This is a genomic window from Zhengella sedimenti (genome assembly GCF_046506625.1).
Taxonomy (GTDB): domain Bacteria; phylum Pseudomonadota; class Alphaproteobacteria; order Rhizobiales; family Rhizobiaceae; genus Zhengella; species Zhengella sedimenti.
Map to the genome: position 1 here is coordinate 169,335 of NZ_JBKFFP010000002.1, position 26,720 is coordinate 196,054.

22 protein-coding genes are annotated in these 26,720 nt (G+C 65.3%); 13 read left to right on the forward strand and 9 right to left on the reverse strand.

Annotation, left to right across the window (positions count from 1 at the left end; genetic code table 11):
• Positions 1 to 93: 93 nt before the first annotated feature.
• Complete coding sequence (locus tag ACLB6G_RS06480) at positions 94 to 1,353, reverse strand: M24 family metallopeptidase (protein ID WP_410355331.1); 1,260 nt, start codon at positions 1,351 to 1,353, stop codon at positions 94 to 96.
• 211 nt (positions 1,354 to 1,564) lie between these two features.
• On the opposite strand from ACLB6G_RS06480, the gene ACLB6G_RS06485 reads away from it, so the two are divergent.
• The 4 genes from ACLB6G_RS06485 to dprA are packed head-to-tail and all read left to right on the forward strand — an operon-like array spanning position 1,565 to position 5,616.
• Positions 1,565 to 2,527: an aspartate carbamoyltransferase catalytic subunit gene (locus ACLB6G_RS06485; protein ID WP_410355332.1), complete on the forward strand. Its 963-nt coding sequence runs from the start codon at positions 1,565 to 1,567 to the stop codon at positions 2,525 to 2,527.
• Positions 2,524 to 3,813 carry a dihydroorotase gene (locus ACLB6G_RS06490; RefSeq protein WP_410355333.1) on the forward strand — a complete coding sequence of 430 codons (1,290 nt, stop codon included), beginning with the start codon at positions 2,524 to 2,526 and terminating at the stop codon, positions 3,811 to 3,813. The genes ACLB6G_RS06485 and ACLB6G_RS06490 overlap by 4 nt, the downstream gene beginning before the upstream one ends.
• 52 nt (positions 3,814 to 3,865) lie before the next feature.
• Complete coding sequence (plsY, locus tag ACLB6G_RS06495; RefSeq protein WP_410355334.1) at positions 3,866 to 4,480, forward strand: glycerol-3-phosphate 1-O-acyltransferase PlsY; 615 nt, start codon at positions 3,866 to 3,868, stop codon at positions 4,478 to 4,480.
• Positions 4,480 to 5,616, forward strand: coding sequence for a DNA-processing protein DprA (dprA, locus tag ACLB6G_RS06500; protein WP_410355898.1), 1,137 nt, complete (start codon positions 4,480 to 4,482; stop codon positions 5,614 to 5,616). Before plsY ends, dprA begins: the two co-directional genes overlap by 1 nt.
• Before the next feature lie 47 nt (positions 5,617 to 5,663).
• Here the strand turns inward: dprA and ACLB6G_RS06505 are convergent, their stop codons facing one another.
• Entirely contained in the window at positions 5,664 to 5,885 is a 222-nt protein-coding gene (locus ACLB6G_RS06505; protein WP_410355335.1) for a hypothetical protein, read from the reverse strand.
• A 276-nt stretch (positions 5,886 to 6,161) separates the two neighbouring features.
• On the opposite strand from ACLB6G_RS06505, the gene topA reads away from it, so the two are divergent.
• From topA to rpmG, 6 genes are all read left to right on the forward strand, one after another.
• Positions 6,162 to 8,777 (forward strand): type I DNA topoisomerase, encoded by a 2,616-nt coding sequence (topA, locus tag ACLB6G_RS06510; protein ID WP_410355336.1) that lies wholly within the window; start codon positions 6,162 to 6,164, stop codon positions 8,775 to 8,777.
• A complete protein-coding gene (gene rnr, locus ACLB6G_RS06515) occupies positions 8,777 to 11,080 on the forward strand; it encodes a ribonuclease R (RefSeq protein WP_410355337.1) in 2,304 nt (767 codons plus the stop codon). Before topA ends, rnr begins: the two co-directional genes overlap by 1 nt.
• Positions 11,077 to 11,520 (forward strand): DUF983 domain-containing protein, encoded by a 444-nt coding sequence (locus tag ACLB6G_RS06520; protein WP_410355338.1) that lies wholly within the window; start codon positions 11,077 to 11,079, stop codon positions 11,518 to 11,520. The genes rnr and ACLB6G_RS06520 overlap by 4 nt, the downstream gene beginning before the upstream one ends.
• Before the next feature lie 6 nt (positions 11,521 to 11,526).
• The gene (locus tag ACLB6G_RS06525) at positions 11,527 to 12,270 is read left to right on the forward strand and encodes an NUDIX hydrolase (protein WP_410355339.1); all 744 of its coding nucleotides are present in this window, start codon (positions 11,527 to 11,529) and stop codon (positions 12,268 to 12,270) included.
• Between the two features lie 38 nt (positions 12,271 to 12,308).
• Positions 12,309 to 13,505, forward strand: a complete 1,197-nt coding sequence (locus tag ACLB6G_RS06530) for an MFS transporter (RefSeq protein WP_410355340.1) — start codon at positions 12,309 to 12,311, stop codon at positions 13,503 to 13,505.
• A 134-nt stretch (positions 13,506 to 13,639) separates the two neighbouring features.
• Complete coding sequence (gene rpmG / locus ACLB6G_RS06535) at positions 13,640 to 13,807, forward strand: 50S ribosomal protein L33 (RefSeq protein ID WP_410355341.1); 168 nt, start codon at positions 13,640 to 13,642, stop codon at positions 13,805 to 13,807.
• A gap of 453 nt (positions 13,808 to 14,260) precedes the next feature.
• Here the strand turns inward: rpmG and ACLB6G_RS06540 are convergent, their stop codons facing one another.
• Positions 14,261 to 15,634, reverse strand: coding sequence for a PleD family two-component system response regulator (locus tag ACLB6G_RS06540; RefSeq protein WP_410355342.1), 1,374 nt, complete (start codon positions 15,632 to 15,634; stop codon positions 14,261 to 14,263).
• Positions 15,635 to 15,674: 40 nt separating this feature from the next.
• The gene (locus ACLB6G_RS06545) at positions 15,675 to 16,046 is read right to left on the reverse strand and encodes a response regulator (protein WP_410355343.1); all 372 of its coding nucleotides are present in this window, start codon (positions 16,044 to 16,046) and stop codon (positions 15,675 to 15,677) included.
• A gap of 159 nt (positions 16,047 to 16,205) precedes the next feature.
• Between ACLB6G_RS06545 and ACLB6G_RS06550 the strand changes: the two genes are divergently transcribed.
• The 3 genes from ACLB6G_RS06550 to ACLB6G_RS06560 all read left to right on the forward strand — a co-directional run bounded on the left by ACLB6G_RS06550 (position 16,206) and on the right by ACLB6G_RS06560 (position 18,555).
• Positions 16,206 to 16,502: a DUF3572 domain-containing protein gene (locus ACLB6G_RS06550; RefSeq protein ID WP_410355344.1), complete on the forward strand. Its 297-nt coding sequence runs from the start codon at positions 16,206 to 16,208 to the stop codon at positions 16,500 to 16,502.
• Positions 16,499 to 17,152 carry a hypothetical protein gene (locus ACLB6G_RS06555; protein WP_410355345.1) on the forward strand — a complete coding sequence of 218 codons (654 nt, stop codon included), beginning with the start codon at positions 16,499 to 16,501 and terminating at the stop codon, positions 17,150 to 17,152. Before ACLB6G_RS06550 ends, ACLB6G_RS06555 begins: the two co-directional genes overlap by 4 nt.
• A 92-nt stretch (positions 17,153 to 17,244) precedes the next feature.
• Positions 17,245 to 18,555 carry a DNA polymerase IV gene (locus tag ACLB6G_RS06560; RefSeq protein WP_458543556.1) on the forward strand — a complete coding sequence of 437 codons (1,311 nt, stop codon included), beginning with the start codon at positions 17,245 to 17,247 and terminating at the stop codon, positions 18,553 to 18,555.
• 26 nt (positions 18,556 to 18,581) lie between these two features.
• Here ACLB6G_RS06560 and ACLB6G_RS06565 read toward each other — a convergent pair whose 3' ends face one another.
• The 5 genes from ACLB6G_RS06565 to proS form a co-directional block, all read right to left on the reverse strand.
• A complete protein-coding gene (locus tag ACLB6G_RS06565) occupies positions 18,582 to 18,998 on the reverse strand; it encodes a rhodanese-like domain-containing protein (RefSeq protein ID WP_410355347.1) in 417 nt (138 codons plus the stop codon).
• A gap of 92 nt (positions 18,999 to 19,090) precedes the next feature.
• Positions 19,091 to 22,573: a DNA polymerase III subunit alpha gene (dnaE, locus tag ACLB6G_RS06570; RefSeq protein ID WP_410355348.1), complete on the reverse strand. Its 3,483-nt coding sequence runs from the start codon at positions 22,571 to 22,573 to the stop codon at positions 19,091 to 19,093.
• A gap of 415 nt (positions 22,574 to 22,988) precedes the next feature.
• On the reverse strand, positions 22,989 to 23,669 hold the full coding sequence (locus ACLB6G_RS06575; protein WP_410355349.1) for an ABC transporter ATP-binding protein: 681 nt from the start codon (positions 23,667 to 23,669) through the stop codon (positions 22,989 to 22,991).
• Positions 23,666 to 24,964: a lipoprotein-releasing ABC transporter permease subunit gene (locus tag ACLB6G_RS06580; protein ID WP_410355350.1), complete on the reverse strand. Its 1,299-nt coding sequence runs from the start codon at positions 24,962 to 24,964 to the stop codon at positions 23,666 to 23,668. The genes ACLB6G_RS06575 and ACLB6G_RS06580 overlap by 4 nt, the downstream gene beginning before the upstream one ends.
• Complete coding sequence (gene proS, locus ACLB6G_RS06585) at positions 24,961 to 26,289, reverse strand: proline--tRNA ligase (protein ID WP_410355351.1); 1,329 nt, start codon at positions 26,287 to 26,289, stop codon at positions 24,961 to 24,963. Before proS ends, ACLB6G_RS06580 begins: the two co-directional genes overlap by 4 nt.
• Positions 26,290 to 26,720 lie beyond the last annotated feature (431 nt).

Sequence of the window (26,720 nt, forward strand, 5' to 3'; positions counted from 1 at the left end):
GTCGCCTCCTTATAGACGCGCTGGCGCCTGCCGGCGACACGCACGCTCGCCGGCGGGAAAGAAAAACAGCGGAGACGTTGGCCAGCCTGCTGCTCAGCCGGCCAGCAGGCTTTCCTCGAACGGAAAGCGCGACAGCAGTTCGATGCCGGTCTCGGTGACGAGGACCTGCTGTTCCAGCTTCACGCCTTCGCGCCCGCCGTCCTCGCCGATATAGCTTTCCACGCACAGCGTCATGCCCGGCTCGATGATGCCGTCATAACCGGCATCGGGGAAGTCGGCGCGGTGGTAGAGATAGGGATATTCTCCCGTCATCCCGCAGCCATGGGCCGACAGGTAGTAGCGGTTGGCGTGGTATTTCTCCGGTATGTCCCAGGCGCGGTCGGCATAGTCGCGAAAGCTCATGCCCGGCTTGAGGATGTCCATGTTGTGGTGCACCTGCTCGAAGGCGGTCTTGTAAAGCTCGCACTGGGCGGGCGATGGCCTGTCCGGGCCGGCATGGAAGGTGCGCGAGAAATCCGAGTAGTATCCGTGGCATCCGACGACATCCGTATCCAGCGCGATCAGTTCGTTGGCTCCGATGACGTGATGGGCGGTCTCCTGGAACCAGGGATTCGTGCGCTGGCCGGCATTGAGCAGGCGGGTCTCGCAATAATCCCCGTTCTGCTCGATCACCGACTTGTGCAGCACGGCCCACAATTCCGTTTCCGTCAGGCCGGGGCGGATGGCGTCACGCAGCTTCGCCACGGCGATCTCGGTGGCGCGCAGCGAGGCGTTGATGCATTTCATCTCCTCGGCCGACTTGATGGCCCGGGCCATCTCGACGGGCTGCTGCGCGTCGACGATGCGAAGTCCCTCACCGGCCAGGGCGATGGCGGCGCCGGCATTCATGCGCTCCATGCCGAGCGACGCTCCGGGGCCGCACAGTTCCGTGACGAGGGCCGCCATTTCCCTCGCCCAGCGGCGTTCGCGACCGACAATGTGCGGACCGGCGGCGACGAAACTGGCGGTCAACGCCGGGCGCACCTCGTCCACCGTCTCGAATCCTTGCGCCAGGTGCTCGCAGCCGGTGAATTCGAACAGGATCGAGCGGTCTGCTGTAAGCAGGAGATAGCGCGCCGGGCCGTTGCGCTGGCTGAAGACCTGCATGTTGCGGGTGCCGGTGGCATAGCGGATGTTGACCGGATCGGAGAGCAGGACGGCGTCGATGCCGTAGAGTGCCATCTGCGCGCGCACCCGCTCCCGGCGGTAGAGGCGCACCGCCTTCAGGTCGATGCCGTCGCTTTCGGGCGCCCGGTCGAGGAGCACGATGCCGGAGAGGTCGCTGCGCTCCGCATGCCAGTCGAACGTTGCCATTGTCCAAATTCCCCCTGTCCTCGCACCACCTGTCCGCGGAACGCACCATGACGCATGGCCGGCACCTGCGGCTTGGTTGAATGAGACAGGGTTTGCCGTCATTGCGACCCGCCGACACCGGGGACGCCACCAAAAACCGGTTGGAAACCGGGGACGTCCGGCGGCAGGCGCTTGCGGCATGACGCAGGCGGTCCTATAGCACCCTCTCAAGATGATCAGCGACACCGACTTCCCCGTCTATCCCCACCGGCACCTGCTCGGCATTGCCGGCCTGTCCCCGTACGACATCGACCTTCTGCTCAATCGCGCGGAACGGGCGGTGGCGCTGTCCCGGCAGAAGGACAAGAAATCGGCGGCCCTGCGCGGGCGCACCCAGATCAACCTGTTCTTCGAGGCCTCCACGCGCACGCAGTCCTCGTTCGAACTGGCGGGCAAGCGGCTCGGCGCGGACGTCATGAACATGTCGGTCGCCTCGTCCTCGGTGAAGAAGGGCGAGACGCTGATCGACACCGCCATGACGCTGAACGCCATGAGACCCGACGCCCTGGTGGTGCGCCACGCCTCGGCCGGCGCCGTCGCCCTGCTTGCGCAGAAGGTCGGATGCGCGGTCATCAATGCCGGCGACGGGGCGCATGAACACCCGACCCAGGCGCTGCTCGACGCGCTGACGATCCGCCGCGCCAAGGGCACGCTCGGCGGGCTGACGGTCGCGATCTGCGGGGACGTGATGCATTCGCGCGTGGCGCGGTCCAACATCATCCTGCTCAACGCCATGGGGGCGCATGTGCGCGTGGTCGCGCCCTCCACGCTGCTGCCCTCCGGCATCGCGAAGATGGGCGTGACGCCGTTCCATTCCATGGCGGAGGGGCTCAGGGACGCCGATGTCGTCATGATGCTGCGCCTGCAGCGCGAGCGCATGGCCGGTGCATCGGTGCCCTCCGTGCGCGAGTATTTCCGCTATTTCGGCCTCGATGCCGCCAAGCTGAAGGCCGCCAGACCCGATGCGCTCGTCATGCATCCGGGCCCGATGAACCGGGGCGTCGAGATCGCCTCGGAAGTGGCGGACGGGCCGCAAAGCGTGATCCAGGAACAGGTGGAAATGGGCGTGGCGGTGCGCATGGGCGTGCTGGAAGCGCTGCTCGATCCGCGCAAGACAGAGGGTTCAGGCCAATGAGCGCGACGCTGTTGCACGGAGCGCGCATCGTCGATCCGTCGCGCGGGCTGGATGCCACCGGCTCCGTTCTCATCCGTGACGGGCTGATCGAGGCGGCCGGGCCGGAGGCGCTGAACCAGGGAGCGCCGGAGGGCGCGGCCGTGATCGACTGCGCGGGGCGCACGATCATTCCCGGTCTGGTCGACGGGCGTGTCTTCGTCGGCGAACCGGGTGGCGAACATCGCGAGACCATTGCCTCGGCCAGCGCCGCGGCTGCGGCCGGCGGCATCACCTCCATCGTCACCATGCCGGACACCGATCCGGTGATCGACGACGTGGCGCTCGTCCAGTTCGTGCTGCGCACCGCGCGGGACACGGCCTGCGTGAACGTTCACCCCGCCGCAGCGCTGACCAAGGGCCTTGCCGGCCGCGAGATGACCGAGATCGGCCTGCTCAGCGAAGCCGGCGCCGTGGCCTTCACCGAGGGGCGCAACACGCTCGCCTCCGCGCTGGTGATGCGCCGGGCGCTGACCTATGCGCGCGATTTCGGCGCGGTGATCCTGCATGAGACGCAGGACCGCGACCTAGCCTCCGCCGGCGTGATGAACGAGGGACTGTTCGCCTCATGGCTCGGCCTGCCCGGCATTCCCCGCGAGGCCGAACTCATTCCGCTGGCGCGCGACCTTATGCTGGCGCGCCTGACCGGCGGCGCCTATCACGCAGCGAAAATCTCCACCAAACTGTCGGCGGACGCCATCCGGCTGGCCAAGGGCGAGGGCGTGAACGCGACGGCCGGCGTTTCGGTCAATCACCTGTCGCTCAACGAGAACGACATCGGCGAATACCGCACCTTCTTCCGTCTCTCGCCGCCGTTGCGCGACGAGGACGACCGGCTGGCCATGGTGGAAGCGGTGCGCGACGGCACGATCGACATCGTCGTCTCGTCGCATGATCCGCAGGACGTCGACACCAAGCGCCTGCCCTTCGCCGATGCCGAGACCGGCGCCATCGGGCTTGAGACCCTGCTCGGCGCCATGCTGCGCCTGTATCACGGCGGCGACCTGCCGCTGCTGCGCATCATCGAGGTCCTGTCGAGCGCACCGGCACGCCTGTTCGGCCTCGATGCCGGCACGCTTAAGCCCGGCGCGCGCGCCGACCTTGCCATCGTCGATCTGGACGAGCCCTGGCTGGTGCGCGAGGCCGACATCCGCTCCCGTTCGAAGAACACCTGCTTCGAGGGTGCGCGGATGCAGGGCCGCGTCCTGCAAACAATGGTTGCAGGAAAGACCGTTTTCCAACAAGAATAGGATGCGGCGCAGGGATCCCGTCTGACCACCGCCGCACCGGAAGGGATGCGACATGATCGGGGCAATCGACTTGCAGGCAGACGGCGCGGGCCTCTTCCTCGCACTGGTGCTGGGCTATCTGAGCGGATCCATTCCGTTCGGGCTGATCCTTACGCGCATGGCAGGACTTGGCGATGTGCGCTCCATCGGCTCCGGCAATATCGGGGCGACCAACGTGCTGCGCACCGGCAACAGGAAACTGGCGGCGCTGACGCTGCTGGCGGATGCGCTGAAAGGCACGATTCCCGTGCTCGTCGCCTCACGCTGGGGCCAGGAATTCGGGCTCGTTGCCGGGTTCGGCGCCTTTCTCGGCCATCTCTACCCCGTCTGGCTGAAATTCAAGGGCGGCAAGGGGGTGGCCACCTATCTCGGCGTGCTGCTCGGCGCAAGCTGGCAGGGCCTGCTGGCCTTCGCGCTGACATGGCTCTCCATGGCCTTCCTGTTCCGCTATTCCTCGCTGGCCGCGCTGACTGCGGCCGTGGTGGTTCCCGCGGTGCTGTGGTTCCTCGGACAGACCGGGCCGGCGGTGCTGTTTCTCGTGATGAGCACGATCGTCTACATCAAGCATCGCCAGAACATTTCGCGCCTTCTGTCTGGGACGGAATCGAAAATCGGTTCCAAGGGATGATGGATCAGCCGACCCGCGCATTCCGGTTGAGCGACAGGCAGAGGCTGCAATGGCTGCGCCTGATCCGCACCGAAAATGTCGGGCCGGCCACGTTCCGCGACCTCATCAACCGCTATGGCTCGGCGGCCGCAGCGCTGGAGGCCCTGCCCGAGCTTGCCGCACGCGGCGGCGCCCGCAAGCCACCGCGCATTCCACACGAAACGGAAGTGGAGCGGGAACTGGAGGCGGCACAGGGCGCAGGCGCGATCGTTTCGGCCATCGGCGAGGCCGACTATCCGGCGATGCTGAAAACCATGCCCGCGCCGCCCCCGGTGATCATGTTCCGGGGCGATCCGGCCGTGTTCGGCCATCCGGCCTGCGCCATCGTGGGCGCGCGCAATGCCTCGCTGTCCGGCATGAAGATGGCGCGCATGCTGGCCCGCGACCTTGCGGCCCAAGGCCATGTGACCGTTTCCGGCCTGGCACGCGGCATCGACACCGCCGCCCATGAGGGCGCGCTGGAAGGCGGAACCGTGGCCGTGCTGGCCGGCGGGCTGTCCCACCCCTACCCGCCGGAAAACGTGCCGCTGATGGAGGCGATCGTCGACCATGGCGGCGCCGTCGTCTCCGAAATGCCCTTTCACTGGCAGCCGCGCGCCCAGGACTTTCCGCGCCGCAACCGGCTGATCGCCGGCCTCGCCTTCGGGCTTGTCGTGGTGGAAGCGGCGCTGCGGTCCGGCTCGCTGATCTCGGCGCGGCTGGCCGGCGAGATGGGCCGCGCGGTCTTCGCCGTACCCGGATCGCCGCTGGACCCGCGTGCGGGCGGCTCCAACAGCCTCCTGAAGAACGGAGCCAGCGTCGTGACGGAGGCCGGCGACATCATTTCCCACCTTGCCCCGATGACGGGAAGCCAGCGCGACCTGTTCGCCGGTGCCTCGGACCTTGAAGAGCAGGAAGACCTGATGCCGGCGCCGCCGCCTGGAGACGACGAGCGGACCCGCGTCATCCAGGCTTTGGGCCCCAGCCCCGTCCATGTGGACGAGGTCATCCGCCATACCGGGCTGAAACCGGCCCAGGTACAGCTTGTCCTGATCGAACTCGACCTGGCAGGCCGGCTGGAGCGCCATGCCGGCAACCAGGTTTCCATCCTGCTGTGACGATGCAAGGGCGCCCCACGAGACGGAAGGCCCGCGCATCTGCCCGGTCACGCCTGGCGGGCGACCTTGCGCCCCTTTCCCGTCTCCTGGTCGAGACGCCCCGGCCGCTGACCGCGAATGATGTCGGAGCACTCGACATAGGCCATCTCGATGAAGTAGGCGAGCACGTCACAGCGTTCCGCCTGCGCCATCATGTGCAACTGGCCAAGCATGGACTGGATGAAATCAAGCCTGTCGGTCCGGTTGTAATGGGGCTGGGACTTGTTCATGGCCATCCTTCAGGTTGGTGCCGGCCCAGTGGCGCAAGTGCCGGGCAGTCCGCCCGATTGCCACCCTGACGGCAGGACGCTACGATATTACAACCAATGATAATTGCAAGCATCAAATATACAACTTAAAATTGTATACGCCAACACTCCGTTCGTGGCCGTCTTGCCGGGCGGGCTTGACCTCGCCGATTTGCGCAGCCATTTGACGGCATGGCGGCGACCTGCCACAAGGCAAGGCTTGCAAATGCGGCTCAAGAGTAGTTTTCCGGGATTTTCATGGACGTCGTGATTGTCGAATCGCCAGCAAAGGCGAAAACGATCAACAAGTATCTGGGCAAGAACTACAAGGTTCTGGCTTCCTTCGGCCATGTGCGGGATCTGCCGCCCAAGGACGGTTCCGTTCGGCCCGACGAGGACTTCGCCATGTCCTGGCAGGTTGACACGGCGTCGGCAAAACGCCTGACGGAAATATCAAAGGCGGTGAAGGAAGCCGACTCGCTGTTCCTTGCGACTGACCCGGATCGCGAGGGCGAAGCCATTTCCTGGCATGTGCTGGAGGTGCTGAAGCAGAAAAAGGCGATCAAGGACAAGCCGGTGCGGCGCGTCGTCTTCAATGCCATCACCAAGAACGCGGTGCTCGACGCGATGGCCAATCCGCGCGAGATCGACGCACCGCTTGTCGAAGCCTACCTGGCACGCCGGGCACTCGATTATCTCGTCGGCTTCACCCTGTCGCCGGTGCTCTGGCGCAAGCTGCCCGGCGCACGCTCGGCCGGCCGCGTGCAGTCCGTCGCGCTGAGGCTCGTCTGCGACCGTGAAGCCGAGATCGAACGCTTCGTGCGCGAGGCCTACTGGCTGGTGGCGGGCACATTCCTGACGCCGCGCGGCGATTCCTTTCCGGCCCGCCTGACAACATTCGACGGCAAGAAGGCGCAGAAGCTGGACATCACCAGCGCCGAACAGGCCGAAGCCATCCGCAAGGTCCTGGAAGGCTCCACCTTCAAGGTTGCCTCGGTGGAGGCGAAGCCGGCGAAACGCAACCCGGCGCCGCCTTTCACCACGTCCACCTTGCAGCAGGCCGCCTCCTCGCGGCTCGGTTACGGAGCGACACGCACGATGCAGGTGGCGCAACGCCTTTACGAGGGCGTCGACGTGGGCGGCGAGACGGCCGGCCTGATCACCTACATGCGGACCGACGGCGTGCAGATGGCGCCCGAAGCCATCGCCGCGGCGCGCGAGACCATCGGCAAGGAATTCGGCGCGAAGTATCTGCCGGAAAAGCCGCGCCACTATTCGACCAAGGCCAAGAACGCGCAGGAGGCCCACGAGGCCATCCGCCCGACCGACTTCTCGCGCACGCCGGCCTCGGTTCGCGCCCATCTCGACAACGACCAGTTCCGTCTCTACGAAATGATCTGGAAGCGGGCCATCGCCAGCCAGATGAACGCCGCCGAACTGGAACGCACCACGGTCGACATCATCGCTTCGGGTGGTGGCAAGACGGCTGAATTGCGCGCCAACGGCCAGGTGATCCGCTTCGACGGCTTCCTGGCCGCCTATACGGAGAGCCGGGACGAGGACGCCCAGGACGAGGAAGACGGCCGCCTGCCTGAAATCCGCTCCGGCGAGAATGTCGAACGACAGTCCATCGACGTTTCGGAACATTCAACAGAGCCGCCGCCGCGCTACTCGGAAGCCACGCTCATCAAGAAGATGGAAGAGCTCGGCATCGGCCGGCCCTCCACCTATGCGGCAACGCTCCAGACGCTGCAGGACCGCGAGTATGTCACCATCGACAAGCGCAAGCTCATTCCCGGTTCCAAGGGCCGGGTGGTGACGGCGTTCCTGGAAAACTTCTTCAGCCGCTACGTCGAATACGATTTCACGGCGGGCCTGGAGGAGAAGCTCGACGAGATCTCCGACGGCCGGCTTTCCTGGCGCGAGGTGCTGCGCGATTTCTGGCGCGATTTCACGGCCGCCGTGGACGAGACGAAGGAATTGCGTGTTTCCGATGTCCTGGAGGCGCTGAACGAGGAACTGGCGCCGCTGGCCTTTCCGGCGCGCGAGGACGGTTCCGACCCGCGCATCTGCCCGAAATGCGGTAATGGCCAGTTGTCGCTCAAGCTCGGCAAGTATGGCGCCTTCGTCGGCTGCTCGAACTATCCCGAATGCGGCTATACGCGCCAGCTTGGCGAGAACGGAGAAGGCAGCGGCGACGGCGCGGGGCTGGAAGACGGCAACAAGGTGCTGGGTGCCGACCCCTATACGGGCGAGGAAATCACGCTGCGCTCCGGGCGGTTCGGCCCCTATGTCCAGCGCGGCGAAGGCAAGGATGCCAAGCGCTCCAGCCTTCCCAAGGGCTGGCAGCCGGCCGACATGGACCATGAGAAGGCGCTCGCACTGATCAACCTGCCGCGCGACGTGGGCCAGCATCCCGAGACGGGCAAGATGATATCCGCGGGCCTCGGCCGCTATGGCCCCTTCGTGCTGCATGACGGCACCTATGCCAACCTGGAGAGCATCGAGGACGTGTTCTCCATCGGCATCAATCGGGCGGTTTCCGTACTGGCGGAGAAAGCGGCCAAGGGCGCCGGTCGCGGGCGGGCCAAGCCCGCGGCGCTGAAGGAACTGGGCGAACATCCCGATGGCGGCGCCATAACCGTGCGCGACGGGCGCTATGGCCCCTATGTCAACTGGGAAAAGGTCAACGCCACCCTGCCCAACGGCAAGGATCCGCAATCGGTGACGCTGGAAGAGGCGCTGGCACTGATCGCGGAACGGGCCGCAAAATCCGGCGGAGCGAAGAAGCCGGCCCGCAAGGCGGCCCCGGCCAAGTCGGCGAAAAAGCCGGCGGCGGCCAAGAAGACCGCCGCGAAGAAGAAGACGGCCTGATGGCGCGCCGGCTGCCAGGCACCGGAAAGGACCGGACCGAAAGGCCGGCGCGCAATGCGCACATGCCGTCGCGCGACGAGATCCTGCGCTACATCGCGGAGAACCCCGATGCCGCGGGCAAGCGGGAACTGGCCAAGGCCTTCAACCTGAAGGGCGATGCGCGCGTCGAACTCAAGCAGATGCTGCGCGAGTTGCAGGACGAGGGCCTGATCGAGAAGCGGCGCAAGCGCCTTTCGCGCCCGGGCGCCCTGCCCCAGGTCACGGTGCTCGAAATTTTCGGCCGCGACAGCGATGGCGGACTGGTAGCGCGGCCCATGGAATGGGACGAGGCCGATGGCGCGGCGCCGGTCGTGGCCGTCAAGACCGCCCGCAACGCGCCGGGACGCCAGCCCGGTGTCGGCGACCGCGTCCTGGCCAAGACCTTCGTCTCCGACCGCGACGACGGGCCTGCCTATTCGGCCCGCGTTATGAAAGTGCTGGACAAGCGGCGCGATGCCGTGCTCGGCGTCTTCCGCGAACTGGCCGACGGCAGCCTGCGCATCGAACCGGTCGACCGCAAGCAGGACGAACTCGTCGTCGAGGCGGAAGACCGGGGCGATGCGAAACCCGGCGATCTGGTGGAGGTTCAGCCCGGCCGCAGTCCGCGCCATGGCCTTGGCCGGGCGAAGGTGACGGCCGTGATCGGTTCGGTCGCGTCGGAAAAGGCGATCTCCATGATCGCCATCCATGCCCATGAAATCCCGCATGTCTTTCCCCCGGAGGTCATCGCGGAGGCCGAAGCGGCAAAGCCGGCCACCATGGAGGGGCGCGAGGACTGGCGCGCCATGGATCTCGTCACCATCGATCCGGCGGATGCCAAGGACCATGACGACGCCATTCACGCCGAACCCGACAGCAATCCGGACAATCCCGGCGGCCACATCGTCACCGTCGCGATCGCCGATGTCGCCAACTACGTGCGGTCCGGCTCGGCGCTCGACCGGGAAGCCCTGAAACGCGGCAATTCGGTCTATTTCCCGGACCGTGTCGTGCCGATGCTGCCGGAGCGGATCTCCAACGACCTGTGCTCGCTGAAGGAGAACGTGGACCGCCCGGCGCTGGCCGTGCGCATGGTCTTCTCCGCCAAGGGGCGCAAGCTGAGGCATTCCTTCCACCGCATAATGATGCGGTCGTCGGCACGGCTGGCCTATGTGCAGGCGCAAGCCGCCATTGACGGCGCGCCCGACGACAAGACCGGCCCCATCCTCGAAACCGTTCTCAAGCCGCTCTGGGCCGCCTATCGCGTGCTGGCGCAGGGCCGCGCCAACCGCGAACCGCTTGAACTGGACCTGCCGGAGCGCAAGATCCTGCTGAAGGAGGACGGAACCGTGGACCGGGTCACGGTGCCGGACCGTCTCGACGCGCACAGGCTGGTCGAGGAATACATGATCCAGGCCAATGTCTCGGCCGCCGAGACCCTGGAAACGCAAAGCCAGGCACTGGTCTACCGCGTGCATGACGTGCCGTCGCTGGCCAAGCAGGAGAGCCTGCGGGAGTTCCTGCGGACGGTCGGGCTGTCGCTGGCGCGCGGCGCGCAGTTACGCCCGGCCCAGTTCAACACCATCCTGTCCGCCGTCGACAACACGGAAAACGAGGCGCTGGTCAACGAGGTCGTGCTGCGCAGCCAGAGCCAGGCGGTCTATTCGCCGGCCAATATCGGCCATTTCGGCCTCAATCTTCAGCGCTACGCCCATTTCACCTCGCCGATCCGCCGCTACGCCGACCTGATCGTCCACCGCGCGCTGATCCGGGCGCTCAAGCTCGGCGCAGACGGGCTGACGAAGGACGAGGAAGCGCGGCTCGACGACATCTCGGCGCTGATCTCGGCGACCGAACGGCGCGCCATGGCGGCCGAACGCGAAACCGTGGACCGGCTGGTCGCCTCGCATCTGGCCGACCAGGTGGGCCAGGTCTTCGACGGGCGCATCACGGGCGTGACAAAGGCCGGCCTTTTCGTGCAACTGCCGCAATTCGGTGCCGACGGGTTCATCCCCATCTCCAAGCTCGGCGACGAGTATTTCCACTACGACGAAGCATCCCATGCGGTGGTGGGCGGCGCATCCGGCGAAGGCTGGCGCCTCGGCGACAAGGTCGAGGTCGAACTGGTCGAGATCGCGCCGATGGCCGGGTCCATCCTGATGGCCATGGCCAGCGACGCGCGGCCGCTGCCGGGGATGACACGATCCTTTCACAAGACCAAGGCAGGCTCCCGCGCAAGGCCGCGGGTTGCCAAGGGCCGATCCGGGGGCAAGGGAAGACGATGACACACGATATCCGCCAGTTCGGCGGCGAAGCGCATAGCGGGCGCCCGGCGCGCGCGCTGGGACAGGCCATGTGGCGCGGCTGGCGCGGGCTCTGCCCGAATTGCGGCGAAGGAAAGCTCTTCAAGGGTTTTACCAGGACGGTGGACACATGCGCCCACTGCGGCGAAGCCATCCATCATCATCGCGCCGACGACCTGCCCGCCTATCTCGTCATCTTCATCGTCGGCCACATCGTGGTCGGCGCCTTCATGGGCGTGGAGCGGCTCTACACGCTTTCCAACTGGCAACACCTGGCCATCTGGGTGCCGGTCACGATCGCCATGTCGCTTGCCATCCTCCAACCGGTGAAGGGTTCGGTGGTCGGCCTGCAATGGGCGCTTTACATGCACGGTTTCGGCGGCAACGATGACGAGCCGGATACACATCCAGAACAGGACTGACGGACGATGGACGGACTGACGCGCGCGCAGATCGATCAGACGGAAAACAAGGATTTTGCCCTTGGCAAGGGGCCGCTGCGGCCGCGCGATGCAGCCACGCTGCTGCTTCTCGACCGGTCGGGCAGCAAGCCGAAGGTGCTGCTCGGCAAGCGGCATCACAAGCACGCGTTCATGCCCGGCAAGTTCGTCTTTCCCGGCGGGCGCACCGATCCCGCCGATGCGCGCATTCCGGTGGCGGGCGAACTCCCGGAGCCGGAGGCAACCAAGCTGAACGCGATGACGCGCGCGCGCTTCACGCAGGCCCGCGCCCGCGCCATCGCCATGTCCGCCGTGCGCGAGACTTATGAGGAGGCCGGCATCCTGATCGGCCGCCGGCAGGACTTCGCGACAAGGGCCGCCGACTGGCAGGGCTTTTGCGCGCATGGCGTGGCGCCGTCACTGGAAGGCTTGCGGATGGTCGCGCGCGCCATCACGCCGCCCGGACGCGTGCGCCGGTTCGATACCCGCTTCTTCGCCGTGTGGCGCGACGCGGCCGCCCTGGAACTGCCCGAAGGCGGCCCGACACAGGAACTGGAGGAACTGATGTGGCTCGATTTCGCGGAGGCGGTCGAGGCCGACATCCCGATGATCACGCGCACAGTCCTTGAGGAACTGGGAAAGCGTCTCGCCGAAGACCCCGAGCTGGCGCCCGGTGGGCCGGCGCCCTTCTACCGCATGATCAACGGCCAGTTCCGGCGCGACGTTCTCTAGCACGAGGCAAAGCCTCAGCCACAGGCGGGAATCACGGCATGCAGCCCGAGTTCACTGGCAGTTCCGGGCATGAGACCGTTCAGTGGCGCGGCCTTGCCGCGGCCATCGCCTCCATATCCGTCGTCGGCATCGCCATCGGTCTCGGCATGCCGCTGCTGTCCTTCGTGCTGGAGGGGCGCGGCTTTTCGGCCGGCATGATCGGGCTCAACACGGCTGTCGCGGGCCTCGCCTCGCTGGCGGCCGCGCCCTTCGCCACACCGATGGCGGTGCGTTTCGGCATGATTCCCGTCGTTCTGGTCATGCTGGGCGTGGGCGGCGCATCGTTCGCGGGATTCCATTTCACCGAATCCTTCGCGGGATGGTTCGTGCTGCGCGCGACGCTGCATTTCGCCATCACTGTCCTGTTCATCCTGTCGGAATCATGGATCAACCATTGCGCGCCGCCGGCGCGGCGCGGTTTCGTATTGGGCATCTATGCCACGGTCCTGTCGCTCGGCTTCGCCGCCGGCCCATGGATCTTCGCCCAGCTCGGTTCGGAAGGCTTCCTGCCCTTCGGCTTCACGCTGGTGCTGATCGCGCTGGCCGCCGTGCCGGTCCTCTTCGCCACGCGCGATGCTCCCGACCTGTCGGAAGGCGACGCCCTTTCAGGAGGGACCGGCTTCTGGCGCTACATCGTCCTGGTTCCGACCGCCACCTTCGCCGTCTTCGTTTTCGGTGCGGTGGAGACAGGCGGCTTCGCGCTGTTTCCCGTCTACGGCCTCCGGATGGGGTATGACGAGGCAAGCGCGGCCCTCCTGCTCACCATGGTGGGACTCGGCAATGTCGTGCTGCAGATCCCGCTCGGCATCATCAGCGACCGGGTCCGGGACCGGCGCACCATCCTGCTGGCCTGCGCGGCGACCGGCCTTGCCGGAATGGCGCTGCTGCCATTCATCGCGCACGACTGGCACCTGACGGCGGGGCTGCTGTTCGTCTGGGGCGGCGTCGTTGCCGGACTTTACACGGTGGGTCTGGCGCATCTGGGTTCGCGGCTGACCGGCCGGCAACTGGTGCAGGCGAATGCCGCCTTCGTGTTCTGCTACGGGCTCGGCATGCTGGCCGGGCCGGCGGCGATCGGGGTCGGCATGGAAATCTCCGGGCCTAACGGCTTTGCCCACGTCCTCGCCGTCTTCTTCGCCGCCTATATCGCGCTCATCGTGTCGCGCACGATCATCCGGCCACGAAAAGCGACGTGAGGACGCCTGCCTGCCGGTTGCGGGCTTGACTTTCCCGCCCCGATCCGTATGTGTCGCGCACGAATGATTGCCGCGCCGGGTCTCCATGCCCCATGGCATGCGGTTTTCCCAGACAAGCAACAACGGACAAGACCATGGCCAAGGCTACCACGATCAAGATCAAGCTCCTGTCGACCGCCGACACCGGCTTCTTCTACGTCACCAAGAAGAACAGCCGCACGATGACGGAAAAGATGACGAAGCGTAAGTACGACCCGATTGCCAAGAAGCACGTCGAGTTCAAGGAAGCCAAGATCAAGTGATCGGGCCTGCCATAGCATTCCGAGCGCCGCCCCCACAGGGCGGCGTTTTTGTCTGAAGCGTGCGGATCGCCGCACTACGGCGAGCGCCGGTGACCGGTTCAACGCCGGCGTCCAAAGCCTTGTGAAAAAAGGAAAATGGGGGCCGGCCGGAAACTGGCAGCGGTACGAGGAGGCCACTGAAAGCCAGGCCGGCCGGCCCACCCCACGGACCCAGGAGATGCGGCGGACCTGAGCATCATGGGGTATGGTCGATCACGCTGCGGTTGGATTTGGGGGCTGCAACATCCGGTGCGTGATTATTTGCCTGCAGGATGTTGCAATCCCATGGAAAAATCAACCATTTCTTAACCCAAGGGCAACCTTGTCTTCAGCCATGGTTAAGAATCGCCGTCCGGCCCTGCCGGTCACCGGCACAGGACCTGAAAAACGGGGCCCCGATTTCCTGCGCGGAATTCAGGCGGCGTGCGCAACCACCTTGTTGCGGCCCGTGTTCTTGGCCTCGTAAAGCGCTTCGTCCGCGCGTTTCATGATCTGCAAGGCGCTCTCGTCGCTTCCCAGCAGGGAGGCCACGCCGATGGAGACGGTCACGTCGAGCTGACGGCCCTGCCCGATGTCGAAGGCTGCGCCCTCGATCTGCACGCGCAACCGCTCGGCCACCTTGTTGGCGATTTCCGGCGGCGTATCGGGCATGATGATGGCGAATTCCTCGCCGCCATAGCGGCAGGCGAGATCGGCGCCGCGCACATGGCGCCGGATGCGGCGGGCAAATTCGCGGATCACCTCGTCGCCGGCGTCGTGGCCGTGGGTATCGTTGACCAGCTTGAAACGGTCGAGATCCGTCATCATCACCGAAAGCGGGCGGCCGCGCGTTCGTGCGCGTTCGTAGAGCCGCTGCAGGTGGGTATCGAGGTAACGGCGGTTGTGCATGCCCGTCAGCGGGTCGGTGACCGCCATCTCGATGGTCTGGGCGACCGAAGCGCGCAGGCCGTCATTGTAGCGCTTCCGGCGCACCTGCGTCATGAGGCGTGCCTTGAACTCCTGCGGTTCGACAGGCCGCGTCACATAATCGTTGACGCCCAGTTCAAGGCCGCGGGCGACAAGCTCTTCCTGATCCGCCTCGGCCACCAGCATGACCGGGGTAAAGCGCGTCATGTCGATGGAACGAAGATGCGAGCACAGGCGAAGCGGGTCGAAATCGGCAAATTGCGTCGACACGACGATCACGTCATGGGACTTGTTGACCGCCTCGAAGAAGCCGGCCTGCGGATCGGCCATCGCGGTCACGTCGCCGAGTTCGCCCAGGATCGCCTGCAGGCGCGCCGAGGATGACGGGCGTTCGTCGATGAGGAGGAAGGACGGCGGCGTCCTGTCTTCCGCAGCCGCGCGGCTGGACAGGAGTTCATCGATGCCGATGTCACGCGTCGTCGCCGCGCGCAGCCGCAATTCGTCCGAAAGGGATTTCAGGCGCACCAGGCTTTTCACGCGGGTTATCAGTTGCAGGTCGTTGACCGGCTTGGTCAGAAAGTCGTCGGCGCCGCATTGCAGGCCCTTCACGCGGTCGGCGGGCTGGTCGAGCGCCGTCACCATGACCACCGGGATATGGGCCGTCTGCGGATCGGCCTTCAGGCGGCGGCAAACCTCGAACCCGTCGATACCGGGCATCATGATGTCGAGAAGGATGACATCGACGCGCTCGTTTTCAACGACGCTCAAGGCCTCCTCGCCATTGGACGCGGTCAGAACCTCGAAATACTCGGCGAGCAACCGCGATTCCAGCAGGCGCACATTGGCGGGAATATCATCGACGACAAGAATTCGCGCGGTCATGGACGGTTCCCGTATCTTCGTGCCGGTGCGGACGGAGCCATCAGGCATCCCCGAGGTAGGATTTGATGGTCTCGATGAACTTGGGCACCGAAATCGGCTTGGAGATATAGGCCTCGCAACCGCCCTGGCGGATCCGTTCCTCGTCGCCCTTCATGGCGAAAGCCGTGACGGCGATGACGGGAATGGTATGGAGGTCGTCGTCCTGCTTGAGCCACTTGGTTACTTCCAGTCCGGACACCTCCGGAAGCTGGATGTCCATGAGGATCAGGTCCGGCCGGCCGGAGCGGGCAAGGTCCAGGGCCTCCAGCCCGTTGCGGGTCTGGATGGTCTCGTAGCCGCTGGCCTCGATGAGATCGCGGAAGAGCTTCATGTTGAGCTCGTTGTCCTCGACAATCATCACCTTTTTCGCCATGCCAATCCCCTGCCCGGCAGCCTGTCGCAATTTGCATTCGCTGTGGATGAACAGCGGTTGACGACTGCGAATGTCGCGCACGATAGACCAATTTGATTTACGAAAGGCAAAAACCCGCCGATGGAACGCAATCGGCGATCCTTGTCTGGAGCCTCAACGATGACCATGCCGCTTTCCATGGAGGATGCCCGCGCCCTTGCGGTCGCCGCGCTCGGCTTCGTGGCCGGCGACGAGCGGCTGCTCCCGCGCTTTCTTGCCATGTCCGGCATCGAGGCCGGCCAGATCCGTGCCGCCGCGGCCGAGCCCGGTTTCCTGGCTGGCGTGCTCGGCTTCATCCTGGCCCACGAGCCGACCCTGATGGCCTTCTGCGAGGCATCCGGCAACAGGCCGGACGCCGTGGCGGCGGCGCAGCGGCTGCTTCCCGGCGGCGACGACCGCTACGAGGCATCGACATGAGCGACGATCCCGAAACCGTGCGCCAGATCGAAGCGCTGTCACGCGACACGCGGCCGCTGCTTGTCCTCGACGTGGACGAAGTCGTGCTGGAATTCGTCGCGCCTTTCGTGCGCTATCTCGATCATCGCGGCTACACGTTCCGTTCCGAGAGCTTCCGGCTGCATGGCAATGTCATCGCGAAGGATGGCGGCGCGGAAGCCCCGGCCGAGACGGTCTCCGGCCTGCTTGACGCCTTCTTCGAGGCACAGGAAACCTGGCAGACACCGGCAAGAGGCGTGGACAAGGCGCTCGACCGGCTTTCCGGTGTGGCCGAAATCGTGATGCTGACCGCCATGCCGCACGCGCATCGCGAACGCCGCCGGGCATTGCTTGACCGGCTCGGCATCCCCTATCCGCTGGTGACGACCGAAAAGGCCAAAGGACCGGCGGTGTCGCTTCTGGCCGGCGCACGCAGCGCACCGGTGGCCTTTGTCGACGACATCCCGCACAATCTCGTATCGGTCGGGACGAGCTATCCCCGCGCCGGTCTCTTTCACCTGATGGCCCACGAGGGCATGCGCAGACTGTTGCCGCCCCTTCCGGAAGGGGTGGTGGAAACGCGCGACTGGGAAGACGCCGCGGCCAAGCTGGAAGCGGCGCTGGCAGGCTGAACCGGCACCGGGCAAGTCCACCGGCGCTGTCTTGCCGGCGGCAGGACACTCGATATAAGGTCTGCCGTGTTCCACCAATGTTCGCCCCAACCATGGCCACTCCGAACGATCCGAATGCCGGTTTCTGCCGCGACTGCCTGCGGCTTCAACGCGGGCGGACCACGCGGTGCGAAGGTTGCGGCAGTCCGCGCATCCTGCGTCACGGCGAACTCTATTCGCTGACGATCGCCCATATCGACTGCGATGCGTTCTACGCCTCGGTCGAAAAGCGCGACAGGCCGGAACTCCGCGACCGGCCGGTCATCATTGGCGGCGGGAAACGGGGAGTCGTTTCAACGGCTTGCTACATTGCGCGCATCCGTGGCGTGAAGTCCGCCATGCCCATGTTCAAGGCACTGGAAGCCTGCCCCGACGCGGTCGTCATCAAACCGGACATGGAAAAATACGCCAGTGCGGGACGGGAAATCCGTGAACGCATGCGCGCGCTGACGCCGCTCGTCGAACCTGTGTCCATCGACGAGGCCTTTCTCGATCTCAGCGGAACGGAACGCCTGCATGGCGCGCCACCGGCCATCGTGCTTGGCCGTTTCGCCCGCGACATCGAGCGCGACATGCGCCTTTCGGTTTCGGTCGGCCTGTCCTATTGCAAGTACCTCGCCAAGCTGGCCTCCGACCTGCAGAAACCGCGCGGCTTCTCGGTGATCGGCGAGGCCGAGGCAACCGCCTTTCTCGCCGACAGGCCGGTCGGCATGATCTGGGGTGTCGGAAAAGCGCTGGAAGAGAAGCTGCGCGCCGACGGCATCACCCGGATCGGCCAGTTGCAGGCCATGGACAAGGGCGACCTGATGGCGCGCTATCACGCCATGGGGGAACGCCTGTGGTCGCTGGCGCGCGGCATTGACCGGCGAAAGGTCGATCCGCACCATGACATGAAGAGCATTTCGGCCGAGACCACCTTCAACCAGGATCTCGCGACGCTGGACGATCTCGCGCCCGTGCTGAGGGCCCTGTCCGAAAAGGTTTCCGCGCGGCTGAAAGCCGGTGCGCTGGCCGGGCGGACGGTGGTGCTGAAACTGAAGACGGCGGACTTCCGGTCGCGCACGCGCAACCGGCAACTGGCCGATCCCACGCAACTGGCGGACCGGATCTTTTCCAACGGCCTGGATCTTCTCAAACGGGAAATCGACGGCACGCGTTTCCGGCTCATCGGCATCGGCGTCGCCGACCTGGAATCGCCGGAACGCGCCGATCCCGCCGATCTGGTCGATCCGGCGGCGCTACGCCGCGCAAGGGCTGAAAACGCGGTGGATGCCTTGCGGGCGAAGTTCGGCGGCAAGGCGGTGGAAACGGGCTACACGTTCGGGCGCGACAGCCGCGCCCGGCCCCAACGCGACCAGAATTGAGCGGTTGCGGCGCAGAGGCGCCCGGATCAACAGGTCTCGCAGTGCCGTTTCATCGGCAGGCCTTCGGCGATCCAGCCCGTCACCCGGCCATTGCCGGCCACGCCGCCGGTCACGTCGACAATGTTTGTCAGCCCCGCCTTTTCCAGAACACCCGTCAGGTAGTTGGAACGATTGCCCGTCCGGCAGATGAAGCCGACCGTCTTGCCCGCATTTTCAGCGAGCAATTCCTTCAGCTTTGGCACGAAATCGGCCGACGTCATGTCGATCGGCGTGGCCGGTTCGGGAATCCCGGTCTCGGCCCATTCCTCGGGCGTGCGGATATCGACCAGGACGAGACCGCCCTCGCCGACCGCTTCCTGGGCCTGGCGCGGTGTGATCTTCTCCACCGCAAGAGCGGAGCCCACGGAAAGAAGAAGGGCCAGAACGGCGGCAAGGATGCGCATGGATGGTCTCCCGGAACAAGTGACCGCGATCTAAGGATGCGTGACAGCCGGATCAACGCGGCAAACGGGCGCAGGCGTCCCCCGCCCGTCTGTCAGACCATCTCGACATCCACGACGCCGGGTATGGCGCGCAGGGCATTGGGCAACTTTTCCTTGAGATCGAAGCTGCCCGGAAGCGAGACCTCCACTTCGCCGCCGCCTTCCGGCTTGATGACGATGAGGCTGACCTGCCCGTCGCCCTGCCCCGGCTGCAACTGGCTGGCGATGGATTGCAGCGGCGCGGCATCGCGCACGAAGATGCGCAACGCCTTCAGCGAGGCCTGCGCATCCTCGCCGCCCAGCAGTTTCACCGTCTGGATGCGAACCCGCACGCCTTCGGGATTGTCGCGGGCGGCAACAGTGATGACGACGGAATTGCCGGGTTCCAGCAGATCGCGGTATTTCAGCAGGTCTTCGGAATAGAGCACCGCCTCGTACTGGCCGGATGCATCGGTGAGCATGACAATGCCCATGCGCGAAGCGCCATTCTGGATGCGCCGTTCCTGCCGGGAGACGATCGTCCCGGCAAGGCGGCCCGCGCTTGCGCCGCGCTTCACGGCGGCGGAAAATTCGGCCCAGTTCTGGACGCGCATGCGCTTGAGCGCCTCGGCATGTTCATCGAGCGGATGGGCCGAAAGGTAGAAACCGACGGCCTGGAACTCGCGATGCAGCTTTTCCGCCGAACTCCAGGGTTCGGCAGCCGGCAGGCGCAGTTTCTCGGCCACGGCGCCCGATCCGCCGGCAAACATGTCATGCTGGCCGGAAGCGGCGTTCTCGGCAGCGCGTGCGCCGAGCCCCATCATGCGGTCAAGGCCGGCCAGCATGTTTTCCCGCGCATGGCCGAAGCAATCGAGCGCGCCGGCCGAAATCAGGCTTTCCAGCACACGCTTGCCGACGATGCGCGGATCAATCCGCTCGCAGAAATCCTCCAGCGATTCGAACGGCTTCTCCGCGCGCCGCGCCTCGATGTGATGCACGGCGGCCTCGCCGACACCCTTGATGGCCGAAAGCGAATAGTAGATGCGGTTCTCGCCCACCTCGAACAGGTGATGGGAGGTCATGACCGACGGGGGGACGACCTCGATGCCGAGGCGCAGGGCATCCTGGCGGAAGTCGTTGAGCTTGTCGGTGTTGTTCATGTCGAGCGACATGGACGCGGCCAGGAACTCGACCGGATAATGCGCCTTCAGCCAGGCCGTCTGGTAGGAAACCACGGCATAGGCGGCGGCGTGTGACTTGTTGAAGCCGTAGTCGGCGAACTTGGCCAACAGGTCGAAGATCGTGTTGGCCTGGGCCTTGGAGACGCCGCGCTCGACCGCGCCGTCGACGAATCGCACGCGCTGCTTGTCCATCTCGGCGCGGATCTTCTTGCCCATGGCCCGGCGCAGCAGATCGGCCTCGCCCAGCGAATAGCCGGACAGCTCCTGCGCGATCTGCATCACCTGTTCCTGGTAGACGATGACGCCCTGCGTCTCCTTGACCAGGTGGTCGATCTTCGGGTGGATGGAGGCGATCTCCTCCTGCCCGTGCTTGCGGGCATTGTAGGTGGGGATGTTCTCCATCGGACCCGGCCGGTACAGCGCGACAAGGGCGATGATGTCCTCGATGCAGTCCGGCTTCATGCCGATCAGCGCCTTGCGCATCCCCGCCGATTCCACCTGGAAGATGCCGACGGTCTCGCCGCGCGCCAGCATCTGGTAGGTCGGTGTATCGTCCAGCGGGATCTGCGACATGTCCAGTTCGACGCCACGCCGGCGGACAAATTTCACCGCCGTCTCGATCACGGTCAGGGTCTTCAGGCCAAGGAAGTCGAACTTGACCAGTCCCGCCTGTTCGACCCACTTCATGTTGAACTGGGTGACCGGCATGTCGGACCGCGGATCGCGATACATGGGCACCAGTTCCGACAGCGGCCGGTCGCCGATGACGATGCCCGCGGCATGGGTGGAGGCGTGGCGGTAGAGCCCCTCCAGCTTCCTGGCGATGTCGATCAGCGTCCCGACAATCGGCTCCTTCTCGATCTCCTCGGCGAAGCGGGGTTCGTCGGCAACAGCCTTTTCCAGCGGCACCGGATTTGCCGGGTTGGACGGCACCAGCTTGGTGAGCCGGTCAACCTGGCCGTAGGGCATCTGCAGCACACGGCCGACATCCCGCAGGACAGCGCGCGCCTGCAGCGATCCGAAGGTGATGATCTGGGCCACCTGGTCGCGGCCGTATTTCTCCTGCACGTAGCGGATCACCTCGTCGCGCCGTTCCTGGCAGAAATCGATGTCGAAGTCGGGCATCGACACGCGTCCGGGATTGAGGAAGCGCTCGAACAGGAGCGAGAACCGCAGGGGGTCGATGTCGGTGATGGTCAGGACCCAGGCGACCAGCGAGCCGGCGCCGGAACCGCGGCCGGGACCGACCGGAATATTGTGCGCCTTGCCCCACTTGATGAAGTCCGCGACGATCAGGAAGTAGCCGGGAAACTTCATCCGCTCGATGATGCCGAGTTCGTAATCGAGCCGCTGCTCGTAATCCTCGCGGGTATATCCGGGCGAAAGCCCCTGGTTCTCAAGGCGCCGCGCAAGCCCCTCGACCGCCTGGCGGCGCAGTTCGGCAGCCTCGGCAGCCACCACGGCCTCGGCGTCCTCCAAATCGCCGCCGGTGAAGCGGGGCAGGATCGGGCTGCGTGTCTCGGGATAGTAATGGCAGCGGCGGGCGATCTCGACCGTGTTGTCGATGGCCTCCGGCAGGTCGGCGAAAAGCGCGATCATGTCGGCCTGGCTGCGCAGGTGGTTGTCGGGCGTCAGCTTGCGCCGTTCATCCACCGCGATCACCGTTCCTTCCGCGATGGCGATCAGGGCGTCATGGGCGTCGTAGTCGCCCCTGGCGGGAAAGAAAGCCTCGTTGGTCGCCACGAGCGGCAAGCGATGGTCGTGGGCAAGCCGGACCGTTTCGGCTTCCAGCGCCCGGTCCCAGTTGCCGCAGCGCTGCAGTTCGACATAAAGGCGGTCACCGAACCAGCGATGCAACGCCGCAAGCCGCTGATGAGCCACGGCGCCATGGCCGGCTTTCAGTTCGCGGCCGATCGGACCGTCGGGACCGCCGGTCAGGCAGATGACGCCCTCGGCAAGTTCCCCGATCCAGGCCGGCGTGACATGGACCGGTTCGCCCTCGCCCGTCGACAGATAGGCGCGCGATACAAGCCGAACGAGATTGGCATAGCCCGATTCACTGGCGGCGATGAACACCAGTGATGGCAAGGCCTCGGGCTTGCGGTTCTGGTTGCGCCCGCTGTCATCGTCCCTGTCGGCAAAGTCGACGGACAACTGGCAGCCGATGATCGGCTGGACGCCGTCCTTGACCGCCTTCTGGGCAAACTCAAGGGCGCCGAACAGGTTGTTGGTATCGGCAATCGCAATGGCGGGCGCTTCATCCTTCAGCGCATGGCCAATGATCTTTCCGAGCGGAAGCGCCCCTTCCAGCAACGAGTATTGCGAATGAACCCGCAGATGAATGAACATCCGTCCGTCTCGCGCCTGGCCGTCCATCGCGTATGCCTGTCCCGTGCGAATCCGTGAAACCGGGATGCAGTGTCCGGCTTCGGACGGGGCGAGTCCAGTGCAGGCGCGCAGGCGCGGCGCGAGCCGGAGGTTCTTTCCCCATCATTCAGCCGCGCCGCGGGCCCTGCCCGCTTACAGCGCGCCGATCCACATCGCCGAAGCGACGATGAACATGGAAACCGAGACCAGCGATGCGACGTCATAGATCAGGTCAGTCATGGCAGTAGCTCCGTCAATGTTCTTCTTGTGTTCCTGTATTCTCGTTTTGTTCTCATGTCAACGCACGCAAACAAACAGGGAACATTTTCCCCGCTATCCGCCGATCCATGGTTAAGGGAAGGTTATCGCGGCCGGGCCCGGATGGTCCGCCCGGCCCTTCCGCGAGGCAGTCCGCGAATGCGGTCTAAAGGGAGACGACCTTGCCGTCCTTCAGCGTGACGCGGCGGTCCATGCGCCGGGCAAGTTCGTGATTGTGGGTCGCGATCAGCGCCGCCAGGCCGGACTTGCGCACCAGCGCTTCCAGCGCCTCGAAAACGTAGGACGAGGTCACGGGGTCGAGATTGCCCGTCGGTTCGTCGGCGAGCAGGACCAGCGGCGCATTGGCGACGGCGCGCGCAATGGCGACCCGCTGCTGTTCGCCGCCAGACAATTGGGAGGGGCGGTGGTCGCCACGGTGGCCGACCTTCATGTAATCGAGCAGTTGCCCGGCCCGGTCGGCGGCCTCGGCGCGCGACAGGCCATGGACGAGTTGCGGCATCATGATGTTTTCCAGGGCGGAAAACTCGGGCAGCAGGTGGTGGAACTGGTAGACGAAGCCGATGTCATTGCGGCGGATGGCCGTGCGCTGGTCATCGTTGAGCCGGCCGCAGGCGCGGCCATTGACATGAACGTCGCCGCTGTCGGGACGTTCCAGCAGGCCGGCGGTGTGCAGCAGCGTCGACTTGCCCGCCCCGGAGGGCGCCACCAGCGCGACCATCTCGCCGGAACGCAGGGTGAAGTCGCAATCAAGCAGGATGTCGAGCCGCTTGCCGCCCTGATCGTAATGCCGGCTGACGGACTTCAACTCGAGTGCCGCGGCCATCATTCATACCTCAGGGCTTCGACGGGATCGATGCGGGCGGCCCGCCAAGCGGGAATGATCGTGGCGATGAAGGACAGTACCATGGCCATGACGAGCACGGCGAGCGTTTCGCCGGCATCGATCTTCGCCGGCAACTGGCTGAGGAAATAGAGGTTGGGATCGAAGATCTGCGTGTTGGACAGCCAGGAAAAGAACTGCCGGATGGATTCGATGTTCCAGCAGACGATGAGGCCCAGGACGAGCCCGCCAAGCGTGCCTGTCAGCCCGATGGCCGAACCCGTCATCAGGAAGATGCGCAGGATGGAACCCGACGTCGCGCCCATGGTGCGCAGGATGGCAATGTCGCGGCCCTTGTCCTTCACCAGCATGATGAGACCGGAAATGATGTTGAGCGCGGCAACGAGCACGATGAGCGTCAGGATCATGAACATGACGTTGCGTTCCACCTGGAGGGCGGAGAAGAAGGCGCGGTTGCGCTGGCGCCAGTCGGTCAGGAAGACCGGCCGGGCCGCCGCCGTCTCGATCAGGGGGCGCATGTCGTCGACCGCGTCGGGATCGTCGAGGAAAACCTCGATCGACTGGACGCGGTCCTCGTTGTTGAAATAGAGCTGGGCTTCGGCGAGCGGCATGTAGACGATCGACGAGTCGTATTCCGACATGCCGATCTCGAAGATCGCGATGACAGGGTAGCCCTTCACGCGTGGCGTCGTGCCGATCGGGGTCACGTCGCCATCGGGCGAGACCAGCGTCAGCATGTCGCCCAGCGCAAGGCCGAGATTGTCGGCCATGCGGGCGCCGATGGCCACGCCCTCGCTGGCCTCGAAGCCGTCGAGCGAGCCCTGCCGCACATTGCCCGCGAGCATCTGGATCTTCGGGATGTCGCTGTCGCGCACGCCGCGCACGAGGGCTCCGGTGCCGGCGCCGATGCGGCCGGAGGCCAGCGCCTGGCCTTCCACCAGCGGCAGCGCCGCACGCACGCCGTCAAGGGCTGAAATGCGCGCGGCGACGGCATCATAGTCGCTGAGCGGACTGTCAACCGGCTGGACGATGACATGACCGTTGACGCCAAGGATCCGGTCGAGCAGTTCGACGCGAAATCCGTTCATGACCGCCATGACGATGATAAGGGTCGCGACCCCCAGCATGATGCCGATGAAGGAAATGAGCGCGATGACGGAAACGATTGTTTCCTTGCGCCGCGAGCGCAGGTAGCGCAGGGCCACCATGCGCTCGAAGGCGGAGAAGGGACCGGCGCCGGCAGGCGCCGCGCTCTCCGGAGAGGCCGCGGCTTCGCTCATGCGCCGCCGCCGAAACGGTTGATCGCGGCATCGATGGTCATGGTCTCGCGCTCCCCGCTGCGCCGGTTCTTCACCTCGACCTCGCCATTGGCGATGCCGCGCGGCCCGGCGATGATCTGGTACGGTATGCCGATCAGGTCATGGGTGGCGAATTTCTGGCCGGCGCTCTTGTCGGTATCGTCGTAGAGCACGTCCCGCCCGGCTGCCGTCAGCGCCGCATAAAGCCGTTCGCTGGCGCCGTCGCAGGCGTCGTTGCCCGGCTTCATGTTGATGATCGACAGGTCGAAGGGCGCGACGGCATCCGGCCAGACGATGCCGTTTTCATCGTGGCTGGCCTCGATGATGGCAGCGACAACACGGGTCGGGCCGATGCCGTAGGAACCCATGGAGACAGGGTGCTCCCTGCCGTCGGGTCCGGTGACCCGGGCACCCATCGGTTCGGAATACTTGGTGCCGAAATGGAAGATGTGGCCGACCTCGATACCGCGCGCGTTCATGCGGCTTTCCTCCGGCAGCGCGGCCCATGCCGCCTCGTCATGCATCTCGTCGGTGGCGGCATAGGGCGTGGTCCATTGGTTCACCACCGCGGCGATCTGGGCATCGTTGGTGAAGTCCACATCGGCGCCCGGCGCGGTCATGGACATGAAGTCGGCATGGCAAAAGACCTCCGATTCACCGGTCTCCGCCAGGATGATGAATTCGTGGCTGAGATCGCCGCCGATGGGGCCGGTGTCGGCACGCATCGGGATGGCCTTCATGCCCATGCGCTCGAAGGTGCGCAAATAGGCAACGAACATGCGGTTGTAGGCCGCCCGTGCGCCCTCGTAATCGAGATCGAAGGAATAAGCGTCCTTCATGAGAAACTCCCGGCCGCGCATGACGCCGAAACGCGGACGCACCTCGTCCCGGAACTTCCACTGGATGTGATAGAGATTGAGCGGCAGGTCCTTGTAGGAACGGACATAGGAACGGAAGATGTCGGTGACCATCTCCTCGTTGGTCGGGCCATACAGCATGTCGCGCTCGTGGCGGTCCTTGATGCGCAGCATCTCCTTGCCATAATCGTCGTAGCGGCCGCTCTCGCGCCACAGCTCGGCCGACTGGATGGTGGGCATGAGGATCTCGATGGCCCCTGCCCGGTTCTGCTCCTCGCGGATGATCGTGTTCACCTTGCCGAGGACCTTCAGGCCAAGCGGCAGCAGCGAGAAGATGCCGGCCGATTGCTGACGGATCATGCCGGCGCGCAGCATCAGGCGATGCGAAACGATCTCCGCCTCGCGGGGATTTTCCTTGAGGATGGGCAGGAAATAACGGGAAAGACGCATGGACGGGTCCTGGAAACGGGCGATCGGAGAGACAGGAATCGGCGCCCCCACCGAAGCCTGCGGAATCTTTCAGCGCTTCATAGCCATTTCAAGGCGAATTGGAAACCCGACGGCACATGCCCGGGCCGCGGCCGGGCTTGTGTTGCACTGCAGCAAGCATTTGATTGAAAATGCAGCAAAAAGAGGGTGACAAACCGTCGCGCTTGCGTCTATGGTCCCCACCACAACAAGGGGCCGGCAAACCAAGCTGGTGTCCTACACGCGGTCAAAGTCTTGGGAGGATGTGATCCTGGCGCGTTAACACGCTGCCGCCGCTTTCGGAAACGGATCAACGCGTAACTGAATGGCAAGGCCTCGCGCCTTGCTTTTTTTTTGCATGTCTCGCAGCGGCGTTGGCGGCCATGGCGCCAGGGAAATCCCGGCGCCATGGA